At 36.8% G+C, this 25,504-nt stretch carries 19 protein-coding genes; 14 read left to right on the top strand and 5 right to left on the bottom strand.

What is annotated here, in order from left to right:
- Nucleotides 1-18: 18 nt before the first annotated feature.
- From allE to arcC, 7 genes are all read left to right on the top strand, one after another.
- Nucleotides 19-804: a (S)-ureidoglycine aminohydrolase gene (gene allE / locus BCR21_RS04835; RefSeq protein WP_069645358.1), complete on the top strand. Its 786-nt coding sequence runs from the start codon at nt 19-21 to the stop codon at nt 802-804.
- A 20-nt stretch (nt 805-824) separates the two neighbouring features.
- A complete protein-coding gene (gene allD, locus BCR21_RS04830; protein WP_069645357.1) occupies nt 825-1,892 on the top strand; it encodes an ureidoglycolate dehydrogenase in 1,068 nt (355 codons plus the stop codon).
- Between the two features lie 87 nt (nt 1,893-1,979).
- On the top strand, nt 1,980-3,029 hold the full coding sequence (gene allD / locus BCR21_RS04825; protein ID WP_069645356.1) for an ureidoglycolate dehydrogenase: 1,050 nt from the start codon (nt 1,980-1,982) through the stop codon (nt 3,027-3,029).
- A gap of 211 nt (nt 3,030-3,240) precedes the next feature.
- Complete coding sequence (gene fdrA / locus BCR21_RS04820) at nt 3,241-4,998, top strand: acyl-CoA synthetase FdrA (RefSeq protein WP_069645355.1); 1,758 nt, start codon at nt 3,241-3,243, stop codon at nt 4,996-4,998.
- Between the two features lie 136 nt (nt 4,999-5,134).
- Nucleotides 5,135-6,403, top strand: a complete 1,269-nt coding sequence (locus BCR21_RS04815) for a YlbE family protein (RefSeq protein ID WP_069645354.1) — start codon at nt 5,135-5,137, stop codon at nt 6,401-6,403.
- A 12-nt stretch (nt 6,404-6,415) separates the two neighbouring features.
- Nucleotides 6,416-7,264 (top strand): oxamate carbamoyltransferase subunit AllH family protein, encoded by an 849-nt coding sequence (locus BCR21_RS04810; RefSeq protein ID WP_069645353.1) that lies wholly within the window; start codon nt 6,416-6,418, stop codon nt 7,262-7,264.
- 12 nt (nt 7,265-7,276) lie between these two features.
- Complete coding sequence (gene arcC / locus BCR21_RS04805; protein ID WP_069645352.1) at nt 7,277-8,215, top strand: carbamate kinase; 939 nt, start codon at nt 7,277-7,279, stop codon at nt 8,213-8,215.
- Between the two features lie 57 nt (nt 8,216-8,272).
- On the opposite strand, the gene BCR21_RS04800 is transcribed toward arcC, so the two are convergent.
- Nucleotides 8,273-9,913 (bottom strand): PucR family transcriptional regulator, encoded by a 1,641-nt coding sequence (locus BCR21_RS04800; RefSeq protein WP_069645351.1) that lies wholly within the window; start codon nt 9,911-9,913, stop codon nt 8,273-8,275.
- A gap of 520 nt (nt 9,914-10,433) precedes the next feature.
- Here BCR21_RS04800 and BCR21_RS04795 point away from each other — a divergent pair.
- The 6 genes from BCR21_RS04795 to BCR21_RS04770 all read left to right on the top strand — a co-directional run bounded on the left by BCR21_RS04795 (nt 10,434) and on the right by BCR21_RS04770 (nt 19,050).
- Nucleotides 10,434-11,642 (top strand): pyridoxal-phosphate-dependent aminotransferase family protein, encoded by a 1,209-nt coding sequence (locus BCR21_RS04795; RefSeq protein WP_069645350.1) that lies wholly within the window; start codon nt 10,434-10,436, stop codon nt 11,640-11,642.
- A gap of 211 nt (nt 11,643-11,853) precedes the next feature.
- The gene (locus tag BCR21_RS04790) at nt 11,854-13,137 is read left to right on the top strand and encodes an MFS transporter (protein ID WP_069645349.1); all 1,284 of its coding nucleotides are present in this window, start codon (nt 11,854-11,856) and stop codon (nt 13,135-13,137) included.
- A 165-nt stretch (nt 13,138-13,302) separates the two neighbouring features.
- Entirely contained in the window at nt 13,303-14,763 is a 1,461-nt protein-coding gene (gene allW, locus BCR21_RS04785) for an allantoin permease (protein ID WP_069645348.1), read from the top strand.
- Nucleotides 14,764-14,814: 51 nt separating this feature from the next.
- Nucleotides 14,815-16,182 (top strand): allantoinase AllB, encoded by a 1,368-nt coding sequence (gene allB, locus BCR21_RS04780; protein WP_069645347.1) that lies wholly within the window; start codon nt 14,815-14,817, stop codon nt 16,180-16,182.
- A gap of 133 nt (nt 16,183-16,315) precedes the next feature.
- On the top strand, nt 16,316-17,554 hold the full coding sequence (locus tag BCR21_RS04775; RefSeq protein WP_069645346.1) for an MFS transporter: 1,239 nt from the start codon (nt 16,316-16,318) through the stop codon (nt 17,552-17,554).
- Between the two features lie 164 nt (nt 17,555-17,718).
- A complete protein-coding gene (locus BCR21_RS04770) occupies nt 17,719-19,050 on the top strand; it encodes a hypothetical protein (protein ID WP_069645345.1) in 1,332 nt (443 codons plus the stop codon).
- Nucleotides 19,051-19,151: 101 nt separating this feature from the next.
- Here BCR21_RS04770 and BCR21_RS04765 read toward each other — a convergent pair whose 3' ends face one another.
- From BCR21_RS04765 to BCR21_RS04750, 4 genes are all read right to left on the bottom strand, one after another.
- Entirely contained in the window at nt 19,152-19,898 is a 747-nt protein-coding gene (locus tag BCR21_RS04765) for an SDR family NAD(P)-dependent oxidoreductase (protein ID WP_069645568.1), read from the bottom strand.
- A 248-nt stretch (nt 19,899-20,146) separates the two neighbouring features.
- On the bottom strand, nt 20,147-22,069 hold the full coding sequence (locus BCR21_RS04760; protein WP_069645344.1) for a PTS fructose transporter subunit IIABC: 1,923 nt from the start codon (nt 22,067-22,069) through the stop codon (nt 20,147-20,149).
- Between the two features lie 22 nt (nt 22,070-22,091).
- Nucleotides 22,092-23,006: a 1-phosphofructokinase gene (pfkB, locus tag BCR21_RS04755; RefSeq protein ID WP_069645343.1), complete on the bottom strand. Its 915-nt coding sequence runs from the start codon at nt 23,004-23,006 to the stop codon at nt 22,092-22,094.
- Nucleotides 23,003-23,755 carry a DeoR/GlpR family DNA-binding transcription regulator gene (locus BCR21_RS04750; protein ID WP_069645342.1) on the bottom strand — a complete coding sequence of 251 codons (753 nt, stop codon included), beginning with the start codon at nt 23,753-23,755 and terminating at the stop codon, nt 23,003-23,005. The genes pfkB and BCR21_RS04750 overlap by 4 nt, the downstream gene beginning before the upstream one ends.
- Before the next feature lie 185 nt (nt 23,756-23,940).
- Here BCR21_RS04750 and BCR21_RS04745 point away from each other — a divergent pair, with 185 nt between their 5' ends.
- The gene (locus tag BCR21_RS04745; RefSeq protein WP_069645341.1) at nt 23,941-25,434 is read left to right on the top strand and encodes an alpha-amylase; all 1,494 of its coding nucleotides are present in this window, start codon (nt 23,941-23,943) and stop codon (nt 25,432-25,434) included.
- The last annotated feature ends 70 nt before the right edge of the window (nt 25,435-25,504 follow it).

Here is a 25,504-nt window from a genome sequence, read left to right as displayed (position 1 = left end):
AAAGTAGGAAAAATAAAAATGGGCTATAAAAATAATCAAACAGGTTATCTAGATGGTTTATTATCATCTAGAGCCGTGATCAAAAAAAATAATTACGCATTGATTCCTCATGATGGGTTAGTAAATAATGTAATTCCAGGTTTTGAAAATTGTGATTGCTCAATTTTGGGTTCTAAACAATTAGGTGCGAATTTTGTTGATTATATTATCACGATGCACAAAGATGGTAAAAACCAACGAGGTTTTGGTGGAGAAGGCGTTGAAACGCTTGTTTATGTGATCGATGGTGTTTTAAAAGTCAATGATGGTACGGAGACGCATGAATTAACAAAAGGTGGATATGCTTATCTTACTGCTAGCACATTAATGTATTTGGAAAATGGGCAAGATGCGGATACTGAAATTTTCTTATACAAAAAACGTTATCAACCATTAGAAGGCTATGAAGCACATAAAGTAGTCGGTAATGTCAATGATATGGAACCAATTGAATATGAAGGCATGAAAGATGTTCTTTTATGGGATTTTTTACCAAAAGATTTAGGTTTTGATATGAACTTCCACATCCTTTCATTTGAACCAGGAGCAAGTCATGGTTATATTGAAACGCATTATCAAGAACACGGCGCTTACCTACTTTCTGGACAAGGAATGTATAACTTGGATAACGAATGGATGCCAGTCGAAAAAGGCGATTACATCTTTATGAGTTCATATGTGCAACAAGCAGCTTACGCTGTAGGACGTGATGAGCCTTTAATGTACGTTTATTCAAAAGATTGCAATCGAGATCCAGAAATTTAATTTGAAGAGGAAGTTTAAGGATGAATGAAACTGTTGTAGTGAAACCAGAAGAATTGCATGATTTGATCGAAAAAAAATTGACAACTGCTGGTTTAAAACCAGAACATGCAGATGAAGTGGCGACACATTTGGTATTTGCAGATGCATGCGGCATCCACTCACATGGAGCCGTTAGAGTAGAGTATTATGCGGAACAAATCGATAAAGGCGGCGTGACGCTTGATCCCGAAATCGAATTTGAAGAAACTGGACCAAGTTCGGGCATCGTTCACGGTAAAAATGGTGCAGGTCAATTTGTTGCGGATGTTGGACTTGGCTATGCCATTGATATGGCAAAAAAATCGGGTGTTGCAGCAGTCGGGATTTCCAAAATCAGCCATAGCGGAGCGCTATCTTACTATGTGAAAAAAGCAGCTCAGCATGATTTGATCGCAATTGCAATGTGTCAATCGGATCCGATGGTTGTACCATTTGGTGGAAAAGAAAACTATTTTGGTACAAATCCAATTGCCTTTGCAGCACCAAGAAAAGGCCACGAGCCAGTCGTTTTTGACATGGCAACTACGGTTCAAGCTTGGGGAAAAGTTTTGGATGCTCGTTCTAAAAATAAAGAAATCCCAGATACTTGGGCAGTGGATAAAGACGGCAAACCAACAACTGATCCTCATAAGGTCAATGGACTATTACCAATTGCTGGACCAAAGGGCTACGGCTTGATGATGATGGTAGACATCTTATCTGGCATGCTTTTAGGATTACCATTTGGCAAACACGTTTCTTCTATGTATGACGATATAAGCAAAGGACGTAATGTTGGTCAAATGTACATTTTGATCGATCCAAAACGTTTCACAGACTTAGAGATGTTCAAAGAATCAGTGAACGGTATGGTGGAAGAGTTACATGAGATTCCGGCAGCAGATGGATTTGAGCAAGTCTATTATCCTGGTGAAATCAATCAAATCAACTATGAAAAATCAATGGCAGAGGGTATTGATATCGTAGAAGATATTTATGATTATTTAAAGAGCGATACACTTCACTATGATCGCTATGAAAATACAAATGCTTTTGGTGAGAAGAAATAAATCTAACTTAAATGTTGAAAAATTGAAGGTTGTTCATTATATGTAAGTGGGTTTAGCAAACACTTAAATAAAGGGAGGCGTTTTAAAATGAGAGTAAAAAAAGCGGATTTACATCAACTAATCAAAGACAAAATTCAAAAAGCTGGATTGTCAGAAGAACATGCAGGAATCGTGAGTGATGTTTTGACATTTGCAGATGCACGAGGAATTCATTCTCATGGTGCGATGCGTGTAGAATATTATTCAGAAAGAATAGCAAAAGGTGGAATAACGAATAATCCTACTTTTTCGTTTAATCAAACAGCACCTAGCTGTGGTATGTTTGAAGGCGATAATGGTTCTGGTTTTGTTGCAGCAGAAAAAGCAATGGATCTAGCTATTGAAATGGCAAAGAAAAATGGAGTGGCTGTTGTTGGAGTCCGCAATATCTCTCATAGCGGAGCGCTTGCTTATTATGTAGAAAGAGCAGCAGAACAAGATATGGTAGCACTTTCTGTTTGCCAATCTGACCCAATGGTTGTACCATTTGGAGGAAGTGAACCTTACTTTGGAACAAATCCAATTGCCTTTGCTGCACCTAGTAATGACGAGCGTGTCATCACGTTCGATATGGCGACAACGGTTCAGGCCTGGGGCAAGATTCTTCATGCCCGCTCTAAAAAAGAAGCCATTCCAGCTACTTGGGCGGTAGATGCGCAGGGAAATCCTACAACGGATTCTACAGCTGTTAATGCGCTGTTGCCGATTGCCGGACCTAAAGGCTATGGCTTAATGATGATGGTAGATATCTTATCTGGTATTTTACTAGGCGTGCCATTTGGCAAACACGTTTCTTCCATGTATCATGATTTATCTAAAGGTCGTGAATTAGGTCAGCTTCATATCGTGATCAATCCAGATTTTTTCATTGGTTTAGATACGTTCAAAAAGAATATCTCAACGATGTTGGATGAGCTGAAAGAAATTAGCCCTAGTCCTGGTTTTACAGAAGTCAATTATCCTGGAGAACGGGGACGTGCACGTGAAAAAAATTATGAAGAAAATGGAATTGAAATCGTGGATGATATCTACGAATATTTAGTAAGTGATGATATTCATTACGATCGTTATGATCATAAAAATAAGTTTGCAGAATAATATTCTGTAAAATAAATTATCTAGCTACGTGGGCTAGCACTATGCTCTGCTTCGATCGCATCAATTACTAAGAGCTGAAGCTCCAAGGATTGAAGATTTTCGGAAAAAAGATAAGATCTGCCTGTGACGAAAGGTGTCACAAACATATTTTCCTATTTTCTGTCAGAGCTGAACGAGCCCACTACACTTTTAAACAAACGGAGGAATTTCAATGCTGCATACAATAATTAAAGCGAATAGCTATCAAGATTCTATCGTATTGATGTTATTAACAAACAAATTAAATACCATCGATGGCGTTCATAATGTTTCAGTTATGATGGGAACACCTGCCAATAAAGATATTTTCAAAACAGGTGGTTTATATACAGATGAACTAGAAAAAGCTTCTTCAAACGATATGGTCATCGTATTAGATATTGAAGATGACTCATTAATTGAGCAAGTATTAACAGAAATCGATGTATTTTTAGAAGAACAAACAAAAGGTGGCGGCGACACATCAGGTGAAGAGGTCGTAAAAACTTGGGATAAAGCATTTGAGCTCGGTAAAGATGCTGGCGTAGTCGTTTTCTCTATTCCTGGTACACATGCAGCACTTGAAATTGAAAAAGCATTAGATGAAGGAAAACATGTCTTCTGTTTTAGTGATAATGTCGCAATTGAAGATGAAAAACGTCTAAAAGAAAAAGCACATGATGCAGGACTTCTTTTAATGGGTCCTGACTGTGGTACTGGTATTATCAATGGTATTCCTGTAGCATTTACAAATGCTGTGCGTAAAGGGAAAATCGGTGTTGTTGGTGCTTCTGGAACAGGTATTCAAGAAGTCACTACGATTATCCACAAATTAGGCGGCGGCGTAACGAATGCAATCGGTACTGGTGGACGTGACTTAAAAGCTGAAATTGGTGGAATTACATTAAAAGACAGCATCATGACATTGGAGAAAGACCCTAATACAGAAGTGGTTGTTGTTATTTCTAAACCACCTGCACCAGAAGTTCGTGATGAAGTCTTAAATCTTTTAAGAAGTATCTCAAAACCTGCTGTAACGATTTTCCTAGGTGAAAAACCAACATCTCATGAAGAAAATCTTTATCGTGCGTATACATTAGAAGAAGCAGCTCAAACGGCTGTTCAATTATTAAATAAAGAAGCGGTCACAGCAGTGAAAGAAACCTTAACAGTTCCTGCTCATTCTTTCAAACCGGAGCAAAAATATGTTAAAGGTTTATACTCTGGCGGAACTCTGGCTTATGAAGCCGCAATGTTGATCAAAGAAGGTTTAGCATTAACAGGTGACGAACATGCACCAGAAGGCTTTATCTTACAAAACCAGGGACATGAAATCATTGATTTAGGAGATGATGTTTACACGCAAGGAAAACCTCATCCAATGATCGATCCAACAAAACGCAAAGAAATGTTAGAAGAAGCTGGCAAAGATCCTGAAACAGCAATCATTCTTTTAGATGTTGTATTAGGTTATGGTTCTCATGCCAACATGGCGCAAGAACTAGCACCAACAATCAAAGAAATCAAAGCCCAAGCGGCAGCTGATGGTAGAGAGTTATTTGTGATTGGTACGATTGTAGGAACAGACGAAGATCCGCAAAATATTCATGAGCAAGAAGCAATCATGAAAGAGGCTGGTGTGATCCTTTGCGATAGTAACGCACAAGCAGTTCGTTTAGCCTTGGCTATTTTAGATCATCCATTGACTCAAACTGATAAAGCAATCGAAGCTGCACCGGCAGTGACCCCAGTTGCGATTGAACCAACGGAAGCAATGTTAGCATTATTGACAAATCAAGGATTTATCAATGTTGGCTTACGTAGTTTCTCAGAAGCAATCATCAATCATGGTGGTAAAGTGGTTCAATATGATTGGCAACCAGTTGCAGGCGGAAATATCACATTGCAAAAAGCATTACAGTTCTTAAATAAAGTAGCATTAGCTAAATAAATTATCCAGCTTACTGAGCTAGCTCCTCAGAAAATAGATAAAAATAGATTGTGGTAAAAAGCACCACATTCTATTTTTCCTATTTTTCAGTCGGAGCTGATCCAGCTCATTCAGCTTTTAACGGAGGAAAATCAAAATGTCATATAAAACAATCGATGAAGCAAACCAAGCGGTAGCAGCAAAAATCGTTGCTGGTTCTCCTTTCTTATTAGATGTAGTCCCAGCAAAAACAGTAATTGAAGAATTAAATGATGGAAAAGTCCTATTACATGCAGGACCTCCAATCACTTATGATAAAATGGTTGATCCGATCCAAGGGGCTTGTGTCGGTGCTGCATTATTTGAAGAATGGTGCGAAACTGAAGAAGAAGCAAGAAAAATGCTAGAATCTGGCGAAGTAAAACTAATTCCATGTCACCATGTGAATGCAGTTGGACCAATGGGTGGAATCACATCAGCGAATATGGCCGTTTTAGTTGTTGAAAACAAAACAGATGGTAATCGTGCTTTCTGTACGATGAATGAAGGAATTGGTGCAGTATTACGTTTTGGTGCTTATTCAGATGAAGTAATCAATCGTTTAAGATGGATGAGAGATACTTTAGCACCTGTTTTAAGCGCTGCCTTGAAAACGAAAGAAGACGGTTTAAATATCAATGTATTAGTTGCTAAAGCAATTGCAATGGGAGACGAATTCCACCAGCGTAATATTGCTGCATCACTTGCTTTCTTAAAAGAAATGGCACCAATTATTGTTGGTTTAACTGAAATCGACCAAACGAAACGTGAAGAAGTTGTTCAATTCTTAGCGGATACAGATCAATTCTTCTTAAATATCATGATGGCTTCAGCGAAAGCTGTAATGGATGGCGCAAGACAAATTCAAGAAGGAACGATCGTAACTGCAATGTGTAGAAATGGTTATGAGTTCGGTATTCGTATTGCAGGAATGGGTGATGAGTGGTTCACAGGTCCTGTTAATACACCTCAAGGATTATACTTCTCAGGCTTTAGTGAAGCCGATGCTGCACCAGATATGGGTGATAGTGCAATCACTGAAACATTTGGCGTTGGCGGTATGGCAATGATCGCAGCGCCAGCTGTAACTCGTTTCGTTGGTTCAGGTGGTTTCTATGATGCGTTGAATACAAGTAATGAAATGACAGAAATTTGTATTGACACGAATCCTAATTTCCCAGTTCCAACTTGGGACTTTAAAGGAATTTGTTTAGGAATCGATGCGAGAAAAGTTGTAGAAACAGGAATCCTTCCTGTGATCAATACAGGGATCGCAAATAAAAAAGCAGGTTTAGGTCAAATCGGAGCAGGTACAGTAACGCCACCGATCGATTGCTTTGAAAAAGCAGTTTTGGCCTATGCAAAAAAATTAGGTTTTACAGAATAAAAGGTGAAGATATTGTTTGTTAATGCTTGTTTTATTGATCAGTTTCTTTTAGCAGATCACTTTGAAGAACAAAAATGGCAGGTCCATAGCAAATATAAGAATAGTTTTAATATTCAAGATGAGAGGAAACAACAGTTAGTGGTCGTGACGACCACTAACTACCCTTTTATGCCGAATGGTATTTACTTACAAGCCAATGATTTTTCACAAGTGTTATCATCAATCGAAATTGGAGAACAAATTAAATGGGAACAAAAGTGTTTGCATTTTTCTAGAAACCATCTATTACTGATACATGGGAAACCGTATTCGTCGTTAGTAGGTACAGCAACGAGAAACTTAATGGAAATAAGTCAAAAAAAATTATTTTCATATTCAGACTCACTCGCAAAAAAAACAGGGAGTCAGCATTCTTTAGCTCAGTTTTTGGAAGGGATGAATCCTTTTAAAGAAGCGATTATTTCGCTTTGTTCTGAAGATCAGTCACAACAAAAATCAGGTTTGAATTTTCTTTTAGGTCGAGGTATGGGATTAACACCGTCAGGAGATGACATGATTGTTGGACATCTGGCTGCAAGGTTTCTATTGGATAAAGAAAGTTCGATCTTAACAAATTTACTACTTACTGAACTGTTAGCAGAGCGGTCTGTGACAACAGATATCAGCAAGCATTATTTGTTATGCGCACTATCAGGGCGTTTTAGTGAACCTGTTCTTAAATTAATCGAAGCATTGACGACAAACAGCAGTGAAGAAAAAATTAAAAAAATAGTTAATGGCGTCATTTCGGTAGGACACACATCTGGTGTTGATTTACTGGCAGGCTTATTAACTACAATCAAATCACTAGGTACTAAATGAAGGAGGATTTTTATGGCAAATCGTGTCGTGATTGCATTGGGAGGCAATGCAATTTTAAAACCAAACCAAAAAGCAACACTTGAGGTACAGTTAGATAATGTTAAAGTCAGCGCGGAACTGGTTGCAAAAATAGAAGAAATCGATTATGAAATCGTTTTAACTCACGGGAATGGTCCGCAAGTAGGCAATATTCTAAGACAAAATGAAGAAGCAAAAGATGTGGTTCCACCGTTTCCTTTAGATGTATGTAATGCGGAGTCACAAGGTTTTATTGGGTACATGTTAGAACAAAGCTTGAAAAATTCATTGGAGACAAAAGGCTTGACGAGTAACGTTATTACGTTATTAACTCAAACCGAAGTTTCAGCTGAAGATGAAGCGTTCAACAATCCAAACAAACCAATCGGAATTTTTTATACAGAAGAAGAAGCGAAGCAAATGGAGCAAGAAAAGAATTGGGTGATGATGGAAGATGCTGGTCGTGGTTACCGCCGCGTTGTCCCTTCTCCACAACCAAAAGCGATCCACGGTGTAGATGCGATCGTTAATTTATTAAACCGTAATACGATCGTTATTGCAGGCGGAGGTGGCGGAATCCCCGTCGTTCGTGATCAAAATGGTCTGTTAAAAGGAATCGAAGCAGTTATCGATAAAGACCGCACAGGTAAAAAATTAGCGGAACAAATTGATGCAAATGTCTTCATGATGTTGACAGATGTAAGTAATGTTTATATCAACTACGGTAAAGAAAATCAAGAAAAATTAGAAACAATTTCTGTAAAACAAGCACAACAATATATGGACGAAGGTCATTTTGCTGATGGTAGCATGGGACCAAAAATGGAAGCGGCTATTGGGTTTGCGGCACAAGGAAAAACAGCGATCATTTGTTCTTTAGAAGAAGCTGATCAAGCTTTACTAGGTAGAGCAGGGACAAGAATCACAGGATAAACATTAAAAATAGAAGTTGAGAGAAACGGTCCGTGTTTCTTCCAACTTCTATTTTATTTATTGATGCTGATTTGATCGTTCTGATAACTCTAAGGCTAAACGTAAATTCAAACTATTAGTTGGATCTTGAATACTTTTTCCAAGTAACTTAGCACAGTGATCGATTCTGTATTTAATCGTATTACGATGTAAGTACATTTCTTTGGCTGTTTTTGAAATTTCACATTGAAAACTTAAATAACATTGTAATGTCTTACGAAGTTCAATAAATGAATCTTCAACAGGATAGGCAAGTTCTTTTAGCGTCGATTCACAGAAATAATGAATATCTTCCAGACTCATTTTTTCGAATAAACTTTTCATTCCTTTAGGATGATAGTGATGAGTAAGCACATTGTTAGTCATTGTTAACATTTCTTCGTAGGCTGTTTTTGCTTCAATGAAGGAGTTTGCGATTTGTTCAATCGTTTCATATAAATTTCCCAAAGCAAAAGTCAACGTGATAGGAAGTTTTTCAGATAATTCCAAAGATAATTCACTTAAAATTCTTTCTAAGTCTTCTACTCTGCTTTGAATCAAAATGGCCAAGTGGTTTGTGTTTTTTACTTTAAAAATACTGATATGCTTGATTCTAGGTGGCAAAGTTTCTAATAGCCATTGAAAAGCCACATCACTTTCTTCTTGTTGATATTTAATTTTCGTTGCTGTTGTTGTTGTTTGACTGCAAACGGCGTAGATGACTTGATACTGTGTACTTTTCTTTAAGCCGTAATTTGCGCCTAGATCCAGCCAATCTCGTTTAGATTGATGGGGTGTTTGCTGATACTCTACTAATTGACCTAAAAAATCACTTTTAAGAAAGTCTAGAGATTCCTGAACTTTTTGATTTTTATACAACATAAATGACAAAACTAAACAGGCCTGTTCAACTGCAAACTCAGACATCGGATAAGGAACTTGCTGGGGATTTAAAATCAATAAATAATGTGGGAAATAGCTATTCACAGTAACTGAAAAACCTGCAATCTGCAATGGCTCTTGATTTAGATCATTGATCATAAATGAGGCATGACTATCTTCATTCCAATTATCGTATTTATTAATAAGTTGTTCAACATAATACTCAGCCGGTTTTGAAGTCTGAGTAAAGTGTTTTGAATGGGCGATTACTTTACGATAAGGACTTAATAAAATCACAGGAGTATTGATCATTTTACCAAAGTCAGCGATAAATCGTGCGATACTCACATCATGAATCAGTAAATCAGAGAAGCGCTTTTGAATATCTAAGGCGTAGCTTAATTGTTCTGTTTTAGTATCCCATAAATAATTTAATAGTTGGTGCAATACAGCACCCAAAGGTTGAGTGCTAGACACTTGAACAACAGGAAAGTCGATTTTATTGGCATAAGCGACGACCTCTGGATCAATGGTTTCGATGAAACGTCCGACTTTTATACCGATTCCAGCGGCTTCTTGTTCTTTTAGAGAATCGATCAAAGTGATCAGTTCTTTTTGATTATCTTTATAAACCATCGCAGTTGTTAAAAGAAAAATCTTTTTTGGGATAAAATTGGCCACATCAGGTGTTTCAGAAATTTCGATACTTTCAACAATTGTGTTGGCTTTTGTAGGATTCGTTAATAATTTTAGATCGGAAAATCTTGGTATTTTTAATAAATCTTCTAAAGTAGTCAATGGATTTCCTCCTAATATTAAAAAGCAGAACAGGTTCGTTCAGATTTGACAGAAAAATAAGAAAAATTGAGGGTACGTTTTTGCCGCAATCAATTTTTATCTTTTTTCTGAGATACTAGCCTGAAATGCTAGAAAGCATATGGTGACAACGTACCAATCAATATTAAAACTATTTCATGATATGCTTCAAAGCAAAAGCGTAGCGAGATCATCCAGTTCCTACAGAAAAATACAAAATATGAAAATAGCGTATTTTTCCACATGCTTAATTTATTCTTTTCTGATAAGCTAGGTAGTACATGGTAAAAATATTTATTTGTGATAAATCTTTAATGATAAATTAGTAACGCATAATGTAGTTGTATTTCTCAGCATATCTCTATTCTAAATGATAGCGCATGCAGATTCAAGAAAGTTTTGTACATAATAACTGAAAATTCTATTTTTTTATTCAAAAGTGACAATGACTTTTTTGAATATAAGGGTAGGATGAAATTAAAACGGAAAAGAGGAAATAGTTATGTTTTCAGAAATATCAGTACCAAGCAGAACAATCATGACACCAGGGCCAGTTGAGGCTCATCCTGTAGCATTAAGAGCGATGTCTGCTTCTATTTTAGGTCAATTCGATCCAGCCTTTTTACAAATTATGGATGAAGTGAAAGAAATGATCAAGATTCCTTTCGGCACAAAAAATGAGCAAGCATTTGCAGTAGATGGAACATCTCGTTCTGGTTTAGAAGCGGCATTGATTGCATTGATCGAACCAGGTGATAAAGTGTTGATTCCTGTATATGGACGGTTTGCGTATCTTTTAGGAGAAATATGTGAACGTGCTAAAGCAGAGATTCATTATCTTGAAAAAGAATGGGATGCACCATTTGAACAAGAAACAGTAATTGAAGAAATCAAAAAATTTCAACCGAAAATTGTTGCCATGGTCCACGGTGAAACAGCTAATGGGCAAATGCAATCAATGGAAAAAATTGGTCAACACTGTAAAGAAAATGATATTTTCTTTGTTGTAGATATGGTTGCAACATATGGCGGTGTACCTCTTGAAGTGGATGCGTGGGGAGTTGACATCGCAATTGCTGGAACGCAAAAATGTGTGAGTGTTCCTTCAGGCTTATCTTTGATTACTTATAATGACCGAGTGGAAAAAGTTCTTACTAGTCGTTACCAAAAGGAATTAGGATTAAGTAAAGATATTCGCAATGCAAATCATATCAGCAGTAATTATCTTGATTTAAGCCAGTTACAGCGCTATTGGAGTGAAGAGCGAATCAATCATCATACTGAAGCGACAAGCATGATCTACGGACTGCATGAAGGCCTTAGAATGATGATCAAAGAAGGCATGGACAATGTCTATGCTCGACATGCCCAAAATGATCAAGCAATTGTTGCTGGTATAAAAGCGATGGGCTTAGGTTTTTATGGAGATTTGACGACTAAAATGCCAACCGTTACGCCGATCATGATTCCTAAAGGAATTGATGGCGAAGCAGTTCGTTCGCTTATGCTAGATGAGTTTGGTGTAGAAATTGCTTCATCTTTTGGTGCACTTCAAGGAAAAGTATGGCGTATCGGAAATATGGGATACAGCAGTAGAAAATCTAATGTTCTTCACGTTTTATCGGCATTAGAAGGAGCTCTTAATTATTATGGTGCAGATATTAATAAAGGTGAAGCTGTGAAAGCAGCATTAGCAATCTATAAAAAATAGAAAAAATTAAATTGTTTGTGTGAAAGAACAAGTGATTGTTCGTTTTGCACAAACTTTTTAACAAGTTTGTGAAAAATTATAATGCACGAAAGTTTGCTACCGCTTACAATTAGAACGAATAGGAAGTTGTTTGTTTGAATGTTTGAAACCAAAATTGCACAAACATTTTGGCTACCACACATTTGAAAAAATAACATATGGAGGAAAAGATATGGATGTAAAAAGTAAGAGTTCAGGAATGGATTATTGGAAAAAAATTGTTATTTTGTTATGTGCTGGCTGGGTAACGATCTGGGTATATCGTTCAGCTTTATCACCTGCATACCCGCAAATTAATGAGTCACTTGGTGGAAATATCACAGATACAGCGTTAGGTTTTATTTCTACGTGTTACTTCTTTGGATATGTAGCAATGCAGATTCCAGCAGGTTTCTTAGTAGATAAAATTGGGAAGAAAAAAGTATTGATTCCAGGCTTTATCGTTTTTGGATTAGCCGCTTTATTGATTTCTCAAGCAACGAATATTCAAATGATTTATGTTGGTAGTGTTTTAGCAGGTCTAGGTTGTGGCTCTTTTTATGGATCAGCATATTCACTAACATCTCAAAATATTCCACGCGAAAAAAGAAGTTTCTCTACTGCAATTGTAAATAGTGGATCTGCTGTTGGTTCAGGTTTAGGTTTGATTTTATCTAGTTTCTTAGTTGTTCAATTAAAATTCCCATGGCAAACAATGATGTATATCTCTGTAGCATTGATTGCTGTGATGTTAGTGGCATTTGTTGCAATTATTCGTAATAATAAAGAAGATGCTGAATTTTTAGCACAATCTGAAGCGGCAGAGGCAGCAGAAGCAGCGGCTGCTGCACCAGAAGCGCCTGTTGTTGAAAAAGAACATGTTTCAATCAAAAAATTATTCTCACCAAAAATGTTATTTGCTTATATTTTATACTTTGCTACTTGTTATGCGTATTATATGACGGTTACTTGGTTACCAAACTTCTTGGGAACTGAACGTGGATTTGAAGGGGCAGCGATTGGATTTTCTGCGTCTCTTGTAGCATTTGCTTCGATTCCAGGTGCTTTGTTCTTCAGCCGTTTAGCTGATAAATTCATGCACAAAAAAGTACAATTTATCGTTATTTTAGAATTTTTAGCAGCAGCAATGCTATTGTTGACTGTACAAGCAACAAACTCAACATTATTATTAATAGGTCTGATTTTATACGGCTTCCTAGGAAAACTAGCTGTAGAGCCGATCATTATTTCATGGCTTGGGGAAAATGCTCCTAAAGTCGGTATTGGTACAACACTTGGCGTATTTAACTTCTTCGGAATGATGTCATCCGTTATCGCACCAACATTGACAGGTTCAATCTCTGATGCGACCGGTTCAAAAGAAATGGGCTTTTACATTTCAGTTATCTTACTAGTCGTTGGAACTGCGTTATTCTTATTAGCAAACTTGAACAAAAAGAAAGCAACTGCTGAATAAGTAGTTGTAATTACAAGAAATAAATAATGATGTGTTTAGCTTCTGAAACTAAATATAGTTGATAGAAATTAAACACATCATATTTTTCTGGTCAAAAGTAATATAGAAATATATAATATTATTTGGAATACAGAAACATGTAAGCGCTTAGAAGGAGGCGAAATAATGGAAAACCAAGATTATCAAATCACGGAAGAAGAGCTTCAACGTTATCGAGAACGTGGCTATAATGAAGATCTACTTCCAAAACCTTTGTCCAAAAGGATGATGGGGAAAATGAACTATTTTACGTTATGGATGGGCTCGGTTCATAATATTCCCAATTACACGGCAGTCGGAGGATTTTTGTTTTTAGGACTTTCACCAATTAATATCATGTTGGCTTTGGTGATAAGTGCAATGGCAGTTGCGTTGTTTATGACCTATAACGGTCGAGCAGGATCAAAATATGGCATACCTTTTGCAATTCATCTACGCTCAACTTATGGAGATATTGGTGCGAAATTACCAGGGTTTCTTAGAGGGTGTGTCGCTGCAATCGCTTGGTTTGGATTGCAGAATTATACAGGTTCATTAGCGTTGTTGATCTTGATTGGTAAGATTTGGCCGGGATTTTTAATGCTTGGCGGAGATACGATGATCTTGGGGATTTCTATTCCAGGCTTGATCGCCTTTACGATTTTTTGGGCAGTGAACATGCTGATCGGTTTTGGCGGTGGAAAAATTCTTAATAAGTTTACTGCTATTTTAAGTCCGCTAATTTATATTGTATTTGGTGGTATGGCTATCTGGGCGATTGGAGCTGGAGGAGGTTTAGGACCGATTCTATCTTATGATGTCGCAGGAGCAGCACATAATATTTCACCAGTGTTTGTCTATTTCATGATCATTAATTCAGTGTTAGCGGTCTGGGCAGCACCTGGTGCAAGCGTGTCAGATTTTACTCAAAATGCGAAATCTACTAGAGACCAAACGATTGGTCAAACTGCTAGCTTTTTAGTTGGCTATGGAATATTTGCCTTTTCAAGTGTTGTGATTTTAATTGGTGGTTCTATTCGTTATGGAATCCAAGAATGGAATATTTTAAACATTGTTGATCGTTGGGATAATTCATTGGCAATTATTGTTGCGATGCTCGTATTTTTATTAACAACTGTTTCTACAAATGCAACGGGAAATATTATTCCAGCTGCATATCAGTTATGTGCATTATTTCCTAAAAAGGTCGATTATAAAAAAGGCGTTTTGCTTGCCAGTGTGATTAGTTTTCTGATCATGCCATGGAAATTAATGGAAAATGCAGATAGTATTTTTATTTTCTTGAATACAATAGGTGCAGTTTTGGGACCAGTTGCGGGAACAATGATTGCGAATTATTATTTTGTTCAGAGACAAAAAATCGACTTGAATCAGTTGTATATGGATCCAAAAGCTGACAATAGTCATAATATATACAAAGGATTGAATAAACCTGCTTACGTTGCTACTATTGTGGCGTTAGTTATTTGTTTAAGTGGAAATTTCATTCCTGCTTTAAAAGTGATTTCTGATATTTCTTGGATTTCTGGTTTTGTTTCTGCTTTTGTTTTATATTTAGTATTAAGAAAATTCTTTGATAAAAAATAATAAGCTTCTTGAGAAAAACTCATTCAGCTTTTAAATTTAGGAGGAAAGCAAATGTCACATGATTTAGTAATCAAAAATGGTTTAGTTATTTTGGAGTCGGGAGAAGTTAAGACAGATGTTGCAGTAAAAGATGGATTGATTGTTGCTATTGGAAATGATCTTGGTGAGGCAGATAAAATTATTGATGCAGAAGGTTTAGTTGTTAGTCCAGGTATGGTGGATGCACACGTGCACATTACTGATCCAGGAGGCGGTTATCGTGATCAATGGGAAGGTTATATCACTGGAACAGCTTCATGTGCTAAAGGCGGAGTCACATCATTTATGGAGATGCCTTTAAACCAAGTACCTGCAACCGTCGATGGTGAATCATTGGAAATAAAATATACTGCTGGAAAAGGCAAATTGAAATCAGATGTTGGCTCGTTTGGTGGTTTGGTACCTTTCAATCTTACTGGTGGTATTCAAGAGTTAGATGATGGTGGCGTTGCAGCGTATAAATGTTTCATGGCGACTTGTGGAGACCGCAGCATTGATGGTGATTTCATGAATGTCGATGACTATTCTCTTTACGAAGGAATGAAACAAGTTGCTAAAACGGGTAAGGTTCTGGCAATTCATGCGGAAAATGCTGCAATTACAGATAAATTAGGAGAAATTGCCTATAAAAATGGGGAAACAACATTAAAAGCTTATGTTGCAAGTCGTCCAGTTTTCACTGAAGTGGAACCGATTCGAAGAGCAATCTTATTTGCCAAAGAAACGGGCTGTCGCATCCATATTTGTCATATTGCCTGTCCAGAAGGGGTAGAAGAAGTGACGAAGGCAAGACAAGCTGGCGTTGATGTAACATGTGAGACCTGTACGCATTATCTTTACTTTGATACAGATGAACTTGATGCAATCGGTCCAGTGGTGAAATGTTCACCGCCAATTCGTGATAAAGAAAATCAAAATGGTATGTGGGATAAAGTGTTATCAGGAGAAATTGATTTTGTGACTTCTGACCATTCTCCATGTACACCAGATTTAAAAGATAAAGAAAATGCTTTTGAAGCGTGGGGTGGAATTTCTGGAGTGCAAAATAATGTCGATGTTCTTTTTGATGAAGGCGTTCAAAAAAGAGGAATGTCACTGAAACAATTTGCAGATATTATTGCCACGAATCCTGCTGATCGTTATGATTTGGATCAAAAAGGTCGAATCAGTATTGGCAAAGATGCTGACTTTGTTTTGATCAAACCAAATGCACCTTATACATTAAAAGCCGAAGATTTAGAATATCGCAATAAAATCAGTCCTTATATTGGACGCGAAATTGGTGCACAAGTTGTACAAACTGTTTTAAGAGGTCACGTGATCTATACGAAAGAAGAGGGAGTTTCAACTGATTTTGTTGGTGCCTTTATCAAAAAATAACTAAGTTAATAGAGTAAAAGAGGAATCAGACATGAAAATAACTGTTTTTATTGTCTGATCCTCCTTCTTTTTGTGACAAAAAATAGGAAAAGACTCATTTAGTGATTTAGCCTGATAAAGGGGTGCGTGAAAAATGGATGAACAAAGAAAACTCAATGGCCATACGCCATACTGGAAACAGATTATTTATATATTAACGATTGGTTGGATCGTTATTTGGATTTATCGAACCGTTTTGACACCTATTTATCCGATTATTAGTGATTATTTTGGTGGTGCGACAGATGCTCAGCTTGGTCATATTTCAAGTTTCTATTTTTTAGGCTATGTTTGCATGCAAATACCTTCAGGACTTTTAGTAGATAAATTAGGAAAAAAACAAATTCTGATCCCAGGCTTTTTATTATTCGGTCTAGGGGCATTGATTGTAGGCTTAGCACAAAATATTGGAATTGTTTTTATCGGAAGTATTTTAGCTGGACTGGGTTGTGGAACCTACTATGGAGTGGCTTATTCATTGACTGCAGAATATGTGCCAGTATCTAAAAGAAGCTTATCAACTGCTATTGTAAACAGCGGAACTGCGATAGGGAGTGGCTTAGGCTTGATTTCTTCTAGTTACCTAGTTGGAACGGGCGTATTGCCTTGGCAAGCCCTGATCTTTGCAACAATTGTGTTGATTCTATTATCGGTGGTTATGTTTTTACATTTTATACGGTTAGAAAAACCAAAAAAGGGAATCAGTACACAAATAGATGTAAAAAAACAAATGTCAATCAAAGCGCTTTTTAAACCACGCATGATTTCGGCGTATATATTATATTTTTCAACCTTGTATACCTACTATTTGATCGATACCTGGCTACCCAATTTTTTAGAAACAGAAAAAGGTTTTTCTGGAACCTCAGTAGGACTCGCTTCCTCATTGGTATTTTTTACCGCCATCCCTGGGGCTCTGATTTTTAGCCGGATTGCTGATGGTATTCCAAGAAAAAAAGTTCAATTGATTATCTTGCTTGAAATACTAGCAGCTAGCGTATTGTTTATCACAGTAACAACAACGAATCAAACGATTTTAGTCATTGGTATTATGGCTTACGGATTCTTTGGGAAATTAGCCGTTGAACCAATCATTATTTCTTGGTTAGGTGAATCAGCACCTAGAGGCAGCGTTGCAACCATGTATGGCGTATTTAATTTCTTTGGTATGTCAGCATCAGTCATCGTTCCATCGTTAACTGGGAAAATTTCTGATATCACAGGATCAAAACTTTATGCATTTTATTTAGCGATTCTCATTATAGGAATTGGGACACTTTTGTTTTATTTGATCAACCGTTTTATTGTAGATAAAAATAAAGTCGTCTATTGATAGCACATATAAAAAAGACATCTTACTTCTTTCCAGTTTTTCTAAATCGAAAGAAAAAAGATGTTTTTTTGCTGTTTAAAAGCAACTTTACGATTCTAGAAGTATATTAGATGAAGTCTGTCTTTATTTTCGTTATACTTATCTAAAGGAATGAGGTGGAGCAAATGGAAAAAACTGAGAAAATATATATGGTAGTCGCTCGGGCTGATTTTTCTTTAGAAGAATTGAAAGAGGATGTTTTTGATTGGTTAAGCTTTTTGCGCATTGTGACAATTCCCGAAAGTTATCGTTTTGGTGAAGAAGAAGCACAGCGATTTGATTTACAAACCATTATTCAGCAAATTCAACAACTTACAGAAAAAGAGAATTTATGGATCAAGGTGAACGGTCAAGGCGGAGAATTTCAACTCCATATTTCTAAGTTAACACTTCATGAACGGACGATTCTAGATGGCGCTATTTATCTAGACCATCAAACAATGATCGAAGACTATTGCGAAACCAGAATGGTTAGAAATGGCATCTACGGGTATATTCGGCCATTAGATGAATATTTATATAATAATGTTGAGGATATTGAAAAAAGGACATTTGAAACGGAAAGTGAAATCACTAAACTACCCAAACGATATGATAGTAAAAAAGCAGTAATCGTTGATTGTAATCAATTGGCAGGCTATGATGTTTATTTTAAAGGTCTGTGTTTGACTTCTTGTTGGAAAATGTATTATTCAAATTTGTACTGTCAAATTATTCCCAAACCGATTTTTTTAGAAGTCCAACAGGTCCAGTCTGTAGAAGAATTGGAGAATCAAGTAATCAAAGTAACCTTATTCAAAGACCCGTTTAATTGGGATTTGCCTATTAATCAAAAATATCAGCGCTTGTTCAGAGATCAGATGGGCTATGATCAATTGGCTTGGAATAATGGAACGGGTGTTTTACGTGCTCCTTATATTGAATATGCCTTCGTTGAAGAGGTTACACAAACAGTTCAATATCAAAATAATTACTACCAGCCTGTTGAAAAGAAAAACGCAACCTATTTTGTCACTAGAAGTTATGATCTGCTTCATCAAGATTATAGAGTAAACCGTACAAAGGGGATATTAAACGCACAAGCCTATTTTCCGTGGATCGATGAGAAGAGCCAGAAAATGATGAATTTTCGTGTATTGAATCCAGAAATGGCCATTGACGATGGTCTGTCAGCGTATGAGTTTTATATACGGCAGTTTTTGGAAATTGATGTTTTGGATAAAAAATATGATGATTTTGTCTCTGTCTTGCGTTTTTATCTACCAAAAGAGTCAATCAAACAAATTCCGTTAGAGGCATTATGGGATAAATTGTTTGATGTGAACATTAGCAATTTAAAACAAAAAGAAGCATCTACACGTTTTGACTTGAAAAAAGCGAAAAATCATTTGCGTGTTGTATTTTTAGATTCGAGTTATTTAGAAACGATCAATCAAACGATGGATGTTAGTGATTAAAAGAAAAGGGCTGTAGCATAACTCCGAGAGTTATGCTACAGCCCTTTAAAATTCAAACAAACGATGGTGAACAAGTGACTACTCGTCTAATAGAATTGTTACTACATAGGAATGCTGTCTCCATCAATCACTAATTCAGCGCCCGTTACAAAACTAGCTTCATCACAAGCTAGATAAATAACACTATTTGCGATATCATCTGGTTTTCCTAAATAAGGAAATTGAACAGATTTTTTATAAGCCGGTCTGATAGTTGGAAAAGTAGTTTCGATCATAGGTGTATCAATAATACCTGGACAGATTGAGTTTACTCGAATATTGTGTTTTGCGTATGTAAAGGCAGCATCGAGTGAAAGTGAGCGAAAAACATCTTTTGCTGCGACATAAGGATTGTTATCTGGTAAATTTACTAATCCTTCCAATGATGAAATATTGATAATCGATCCACCGCCATTTTTCATCATTAGCGGAATCACTTTATTTAAGCCATATGCAAAACTATTTATATCGATGGCTTGAATTTTTTCCCAATCTTCCACCGACAAATCTAAAAGTATTTTCGGAGAAGAAATACCAGCGTTGTTGACTAAAATATCGATTTTTCCATATTTACTTATTGTATCAGAAAGTACTTTTTGCCAACTATTACTAGAGCTTACATCGTGTTGAAAAGCAATTGCAGTGCCTCCAATTTGCGTTATCTCTGAAACAACAGCTGAGAGTTTATCTAAACGCTTACCTGTACAAACAACAATTGCTCCTTCTTTGGCAGCAGATTTAGCAGTTGCAATACCAATACTACTTTGTCCTTCCGTAATCAACATTACTTTACCTAATAATCTATTCATAATAAAAAAACCGCTATAATGAAAAAACATTATAGTTATCCTTTCCGATTATTCTAAAAATGGGACCGTTGTTAGTAAAGAAATTTTTAACCTGTAAAGAATGGAAATAACTTATTTATAAGTTTAATATAGAAATTTTATTAAAGCTAATGATATAAACTAAAAATAATAAGTTTTTAATCAAATAAAAAGCCTCAAATGATGTGATCGAAATCGACATTATTTGAGGCAAGATTATTTAATGGAGTTTATTGAGCAACTGGTTTTTTCACAATCCCTAAAATGACAGCAGAAACGACTGCGCCAATTGCAATAAACAATAGATATAAGATTGGGTGGCTTAATAATAAAGCTACGAAGATACCACCGTGAGGAGCCAACAGACGAATGCCAAAACCGCCGACTAAACCTCCAGCTAATGCTGAACCGACGACGAAACTTGGAATAACACGTAATGGATCTGCTGCAGCAAAAGGAATCGCACCCTCAGTTACAAACGATAAGCCCATTACTAAGTTGGTTAAACCAGCATCTTTTTGGTCCTTCGTAAATTTATTTTTAAAGATCAATGTTGCGATAAAAATAGCTAATGGAGGAACCATCCCGCCGGCCATCACTGATGCCATAATGATACTGCCGCCTTCTGTAACGGTTGCAGCAATCGAAGCTGTACCGAACACATAAGCTGCTTTGTTGATTGGGCCACCTAAGTCAATCGCCATCATACCACCAAGCAAGGCACCTAAAAGTGCCGCATTTGTTCCATCTAAACTTAATAAGAAATTGTTTAAACCATCATTGATAACTTTCATTGGAACATTGACCAAAAGCATCAAACCACCTGTAATCAGTAAACCAAAAACAGGATAAAATAAAATCGTTTTGATACCATCAAGTGATTTAGGTAAACCTTTGAAGAGTTTCTTCAAGAAAATAATGACATATCCTGCTAAGAACCCGCCGACTAAAGCACCTAGGAAACCTGCGCCACCTGTATTGGCTAACGCTCCAGCAGCAAAACCTACGATTAAACCTGGTCGGTCAGCAATACTGGAAGCGATAAATCCAGCTAAAACGGGTAACATAAAGCCAAATGCAGCACCACCGATTTGATTGAACCAAGAAGCTGCTTCATTATAATTACCAAGCATACTTAATTGATCTTGAGGAACACCGATAAATTGGTCGATCATAAAGGAAAGAGCAATGGCGATCCCACCACCGATAACAAATGGAAGCATGTGCGAAACACCATTCATCAAATCTTTATAGATTCTTGAACCAACTGAACCATCGGCAGATCCATCTTCTTCATTTGAATCTGATTCTGAACTGTGGAAAGTTGGAGCTGTACCGCTTGTTGCTAGAGTAATCAATTCTTCTGTTTTACGAATCCCATCACTCACTGGACGGTTTACTAATTCTTTTCCGTCAAAACGATTCATTTCAACTTTTTTATCAGCGGCAACGATCACGCCATCAGCACGCGCAATATCTTCCGCTGTTAAGCGATTTTTGATTCCTTCAGAACCATTTGTTTCGACTTTGATGTCAATACCCATTTCTTTGGCTTTTTTCTTTAAAGCATCTTCGGCCATATAAGTATGAGCGATGCCGGTTGGACAAGCTGTAACGGCAACGACGAATTTGCGATTTGCATCTTGAGTGTTTTTAGCTGCTTCTTCCAATTGTTCTTGTTTCTCTTGTGCTTCTTTGGCTTCTTCAGCAGATTGAAACAGGTTTTGAACGTCTTCTGGCGTTTTTGTTTCTTTTAATTTCGCTACAAAATCTGGATCGATCAATAGGCGAGATAGGGCAGCTAAAGCTTGTAAGTGAGTGTCATTAGCGCCTTCTGGAGCCGCAATCATAAAGAATAAATAAGTTGGTTGTCCATCTAATGCTTCATAATCAACGCCTTTGTTACTTTTAGCAAATAAAACAGTGGCTTCTTTTACAGCACTGTTCTTGGCATGGGGCATCGCAATTCCGTCACCTAAGCCGGTTGATGTTTGTGCTTCACGGGCTAAGATTCCTTCTTTATATGTTTCAATATCAGAAATTCTACCACCATCATACATTTTTTGGACCATTTCATCGATTGCACCTTTTTTATCAGTTGCTTGCAAATCCATGATCATCACGTCTTTGACTAGTAAGTCTTTGATGTTCATTATTTTTCCCTCTTTCCTCAAGTTACTTGATTTTTTCAATTTTTACTTCTGAAATCAGTTCATTGATTAAATCAACAGATGCTAAATCATCAGAAAAAGCAGTAGCACTGCCACATGCAACGCCCCATTTAAAAGCGTCGATCGGATCGTTATTTTTAGCAAATGTTCCTACGAATCCTGCAATCATTGAATCTCCAGCGCCAACAGAGTTTTTCAACGGTCGTTTTAACACATTTGAACGATAGATACCTTCTTTAGTGAATAATAAGGCGCCATCGCCTGCCATTGAAATAATCACATGTTGTGCACCGTCTTCTAATAAACGTTCTCCAAATGGCAAGATATCCTTCATAGTTTGAAATTCTACATCAAACAATTCAGCCAGTTCATGGTTGTTTGGTTTGATAAGTAAAGGCTTTTGCGGTAGAGCGTTTAGTAAATCTTTGCCCGTGGTATCAATGACAAATTCAGCCTCTTTATCTTTGATGATTTGAATCAGCTCTTCATAAAAACCTTTTCGAAGTGTTGCTGGTGTACTCCCAGATAAAACGACAATATCACCAGCTGAAATCATACTTAATGCTTGTTTCAGCTCTTGCATTTCTTCGTTGCTGATAGCAGGTCCTAGACCGTTGATTTCAGTTTCAGATTCAGATTTTAATTTGATATTGATTCGAGTATCTTCTTGAACTGTTGTAAATTTCGTGTGAATTTGTTCTTTTTTCAACCAGTCAGAAATGAAATTTCCTGTAAAACCACCTAGAAAACCAAGAGCTGTTGATTCAGCTTGGATCCTTTTTAAGATTCTAGAAACGTTGATACCTTTTCCGCCAGGTAACTTAAAGTCGTTGGTCATTCGGTTCAAGTCGCCTAATTTAAGTCCTTTTACATGAACGATATAGTCAATTGACGGATTTAATGTCACTGTGTAGATCATTGAATTGCCTCCTTGATCGTTGTTTTTTTCTGGAATTGTTCAAGTAACTCTGGTGAACATTGATTGGTGAGAATGATTACATCATCAAGTTCGGTTACTTTGGTAAATGTTACTTTATTTAGTTTCGTTTGGTCGATCAGGACATAGGCTTCTTCTGCATGTGCAATAGCCAAACGTTTTAAAGCCGCCTCTTCAGGATCTGGTGTTGTTAAACCAAATTCAAGATGAGCGCCATTCATGCCCATAAAAACTTTATTGAAGCGAAAGTGACTGAGCTGCTCCATTCCTGTTGAACCAGTGATTGCTTTTGTTGATAGCTTTAGCGAGCCGCCAAGAATAATGGTATTGATGTTTAAATCACCAAGTTTCGCTGCATGATGGACTGAATTTGTAACAACAGTGATATTTTTTCCTGCTAAAAATGGCAGCATTTCTAAAGTGGTTGATCCTGCATCCAGATAAATAACGTCGCCATCATGAACAAATTGAGCGGCTAAAGAAGCGATTATTTGTTTTTCTTGCGTGTTTTTGACTGATTTTTCGATCATGTCTTGTTCAAAGCCTAAATTTAAAATTCGTTTTGCACCGCCGTGAACCCGTTCTAATAATTCTGCGTCCTCTAATTCTTGTAAATCACGACGTATCGTTGATTCAGAAGCATTAAGAAGGATAGATAATTCTTGTGACTTAACAACAGATTGTTGATCTAATAAACGTAAAATTGCTTGATGTCTTTCTTCTGTAAGCATTTTCACACCTCTTTTCATTGACTATAATAGCACATTTAATTTACTGATGCAATCTAAAACGGTCATAAACGATCAATTTCGAAATAAAACGATCATCTAAAGCGTTAATGGAGCAGAATTCTATCATTTGACAAAGATGTTTGTTCTTTGGCTTAATGAGGATAGGGAAAATCGGAGGGATAAGTATGGATAATCGTACAATATTACAAGGATTTGAATGGTATTTACCAGCTGATGGTAAGCACTGGCAACGCTTGACTGGATTAGCAGAAGAATTACATAAAAAAGGGATTAGCGGTGTTTGGCTTCCACCAGCCTATAAAGGAGCAAATGGTTTGGAAGATGTTGGTTATGCACCCTATGATTTATACGATTTAGGAGAATTTGAACAAAAAGGAACGATTCCAACTAAATATGGGACGAAAAAGGAGTATTTGGAATGTATCAAAGCGTTAAAAGAGGTTGGAATAGAAGTTTATGGCGATATTGTATTTGACCATTTTATGGGAGCAGATGAGGAAGAAAATGTTTCGGCTATAAAATACCGATCGGATAATCGCAACATAGCACTTAGCGGAGAAGAGGAAATTTCAGCGTGGACGAAATTCACTTTTCCAGGAAGAAATCATAAATATAATGATTATAGTTGGACTTGGAAAAATTTTTCTGGTGTTGATTTTGATGATCGTAGGCAAGATCATGGGATTTTCAACTTTGACGGGAAAGGTTGGGAGGAAGAAGTTGATAATGAAAATGGTAATTATGACTATTTAATGGGCTGTAACTTAGATATGGAGTATCCCGAAACCGTTGAACAATTAAATAAGTGGGGCCAGTGGTATCAAGAATTGACGGATGTTGACGGTTATCGTTTAGATGCTGTAAAACATATTCAGTTTAATTATTTTGTGGATTGGTTATTAAATAGAAGGAAAGAAAAAGGTAAGGATTTATTTGTAGTTGGTGAATATTGGAATGGTGAACTTGAGAAATTGACGAATTATATCGATAGCTCTGGTGCCCTGATTTCTTTATTTGATGTTCCTTTGCATTATCATTTTTATGAGGCGGCAAACTCTGATGGTCGCTATGATATGCGGAATATTTTTGAAGAGACATTGGCGAAAGAGCGCTCAGAATGGGCGGTCACGTTTGTTGATAATCATGATACACAAAAAGGACAGAGCTTGGAGTCGTGGGTGAATGGTTGGTTTAAAGTGCATGCTTACACATTGATTTTGTTGCGAAAAGCCGGGACACCAGTTGTCTTTTGGGGAGATTTATTTGGAATACCTTCTCAAGGTGTGGATGCTGTGGGAAAAGATTTAGAATTACTATTAAAAATTCGTGAACAGCTAGCTTACGGCAGTGAAATGGATTATTTTGATGACCCTAATGTGGTTGGTTGGATCAGAACAGGCAATTTTGACAGAGGAGAATCAGGCTATGCAGTTGTAATGACCAATGCTCAAGCTGGCGAAAAGAAAATGACGATCAGTGCAGTGCACGCTGGAAAAACATTTGTAGATATTTTGGGAAATAATGACGCAAAAATAACCTTGGACGAAACAGGTGGCGGGATATTTCCAGTGAATGGTGGAGAAGTTTCAGTTTATGTAAATGAAGAAATTGTAGAAAAATTAACTAACGTAATTGATGAGTCGAGGATTGATGAATAGCCGAAGAAAGTCGTTCATTATTTGAGTACGTGAGCTGCGAAAGAGAGCGTGACATCTGCAGAGAAAATAA

The organism is Enterococcus ureasiticus (genome assembly GCF_001730285.1).
GTDB classification, from domain to species: domain Bacteria; phylum Bacillota; class Bacilli; order Lactobacillales; family Enterococcaceae; genus Enterococcus_L; species Enterococcus_L ureasiticus.
Note: the sequence above shows the minus strand (reverse complement) of the source record. Positions and strands in the feature narration are given on the sequence as shown.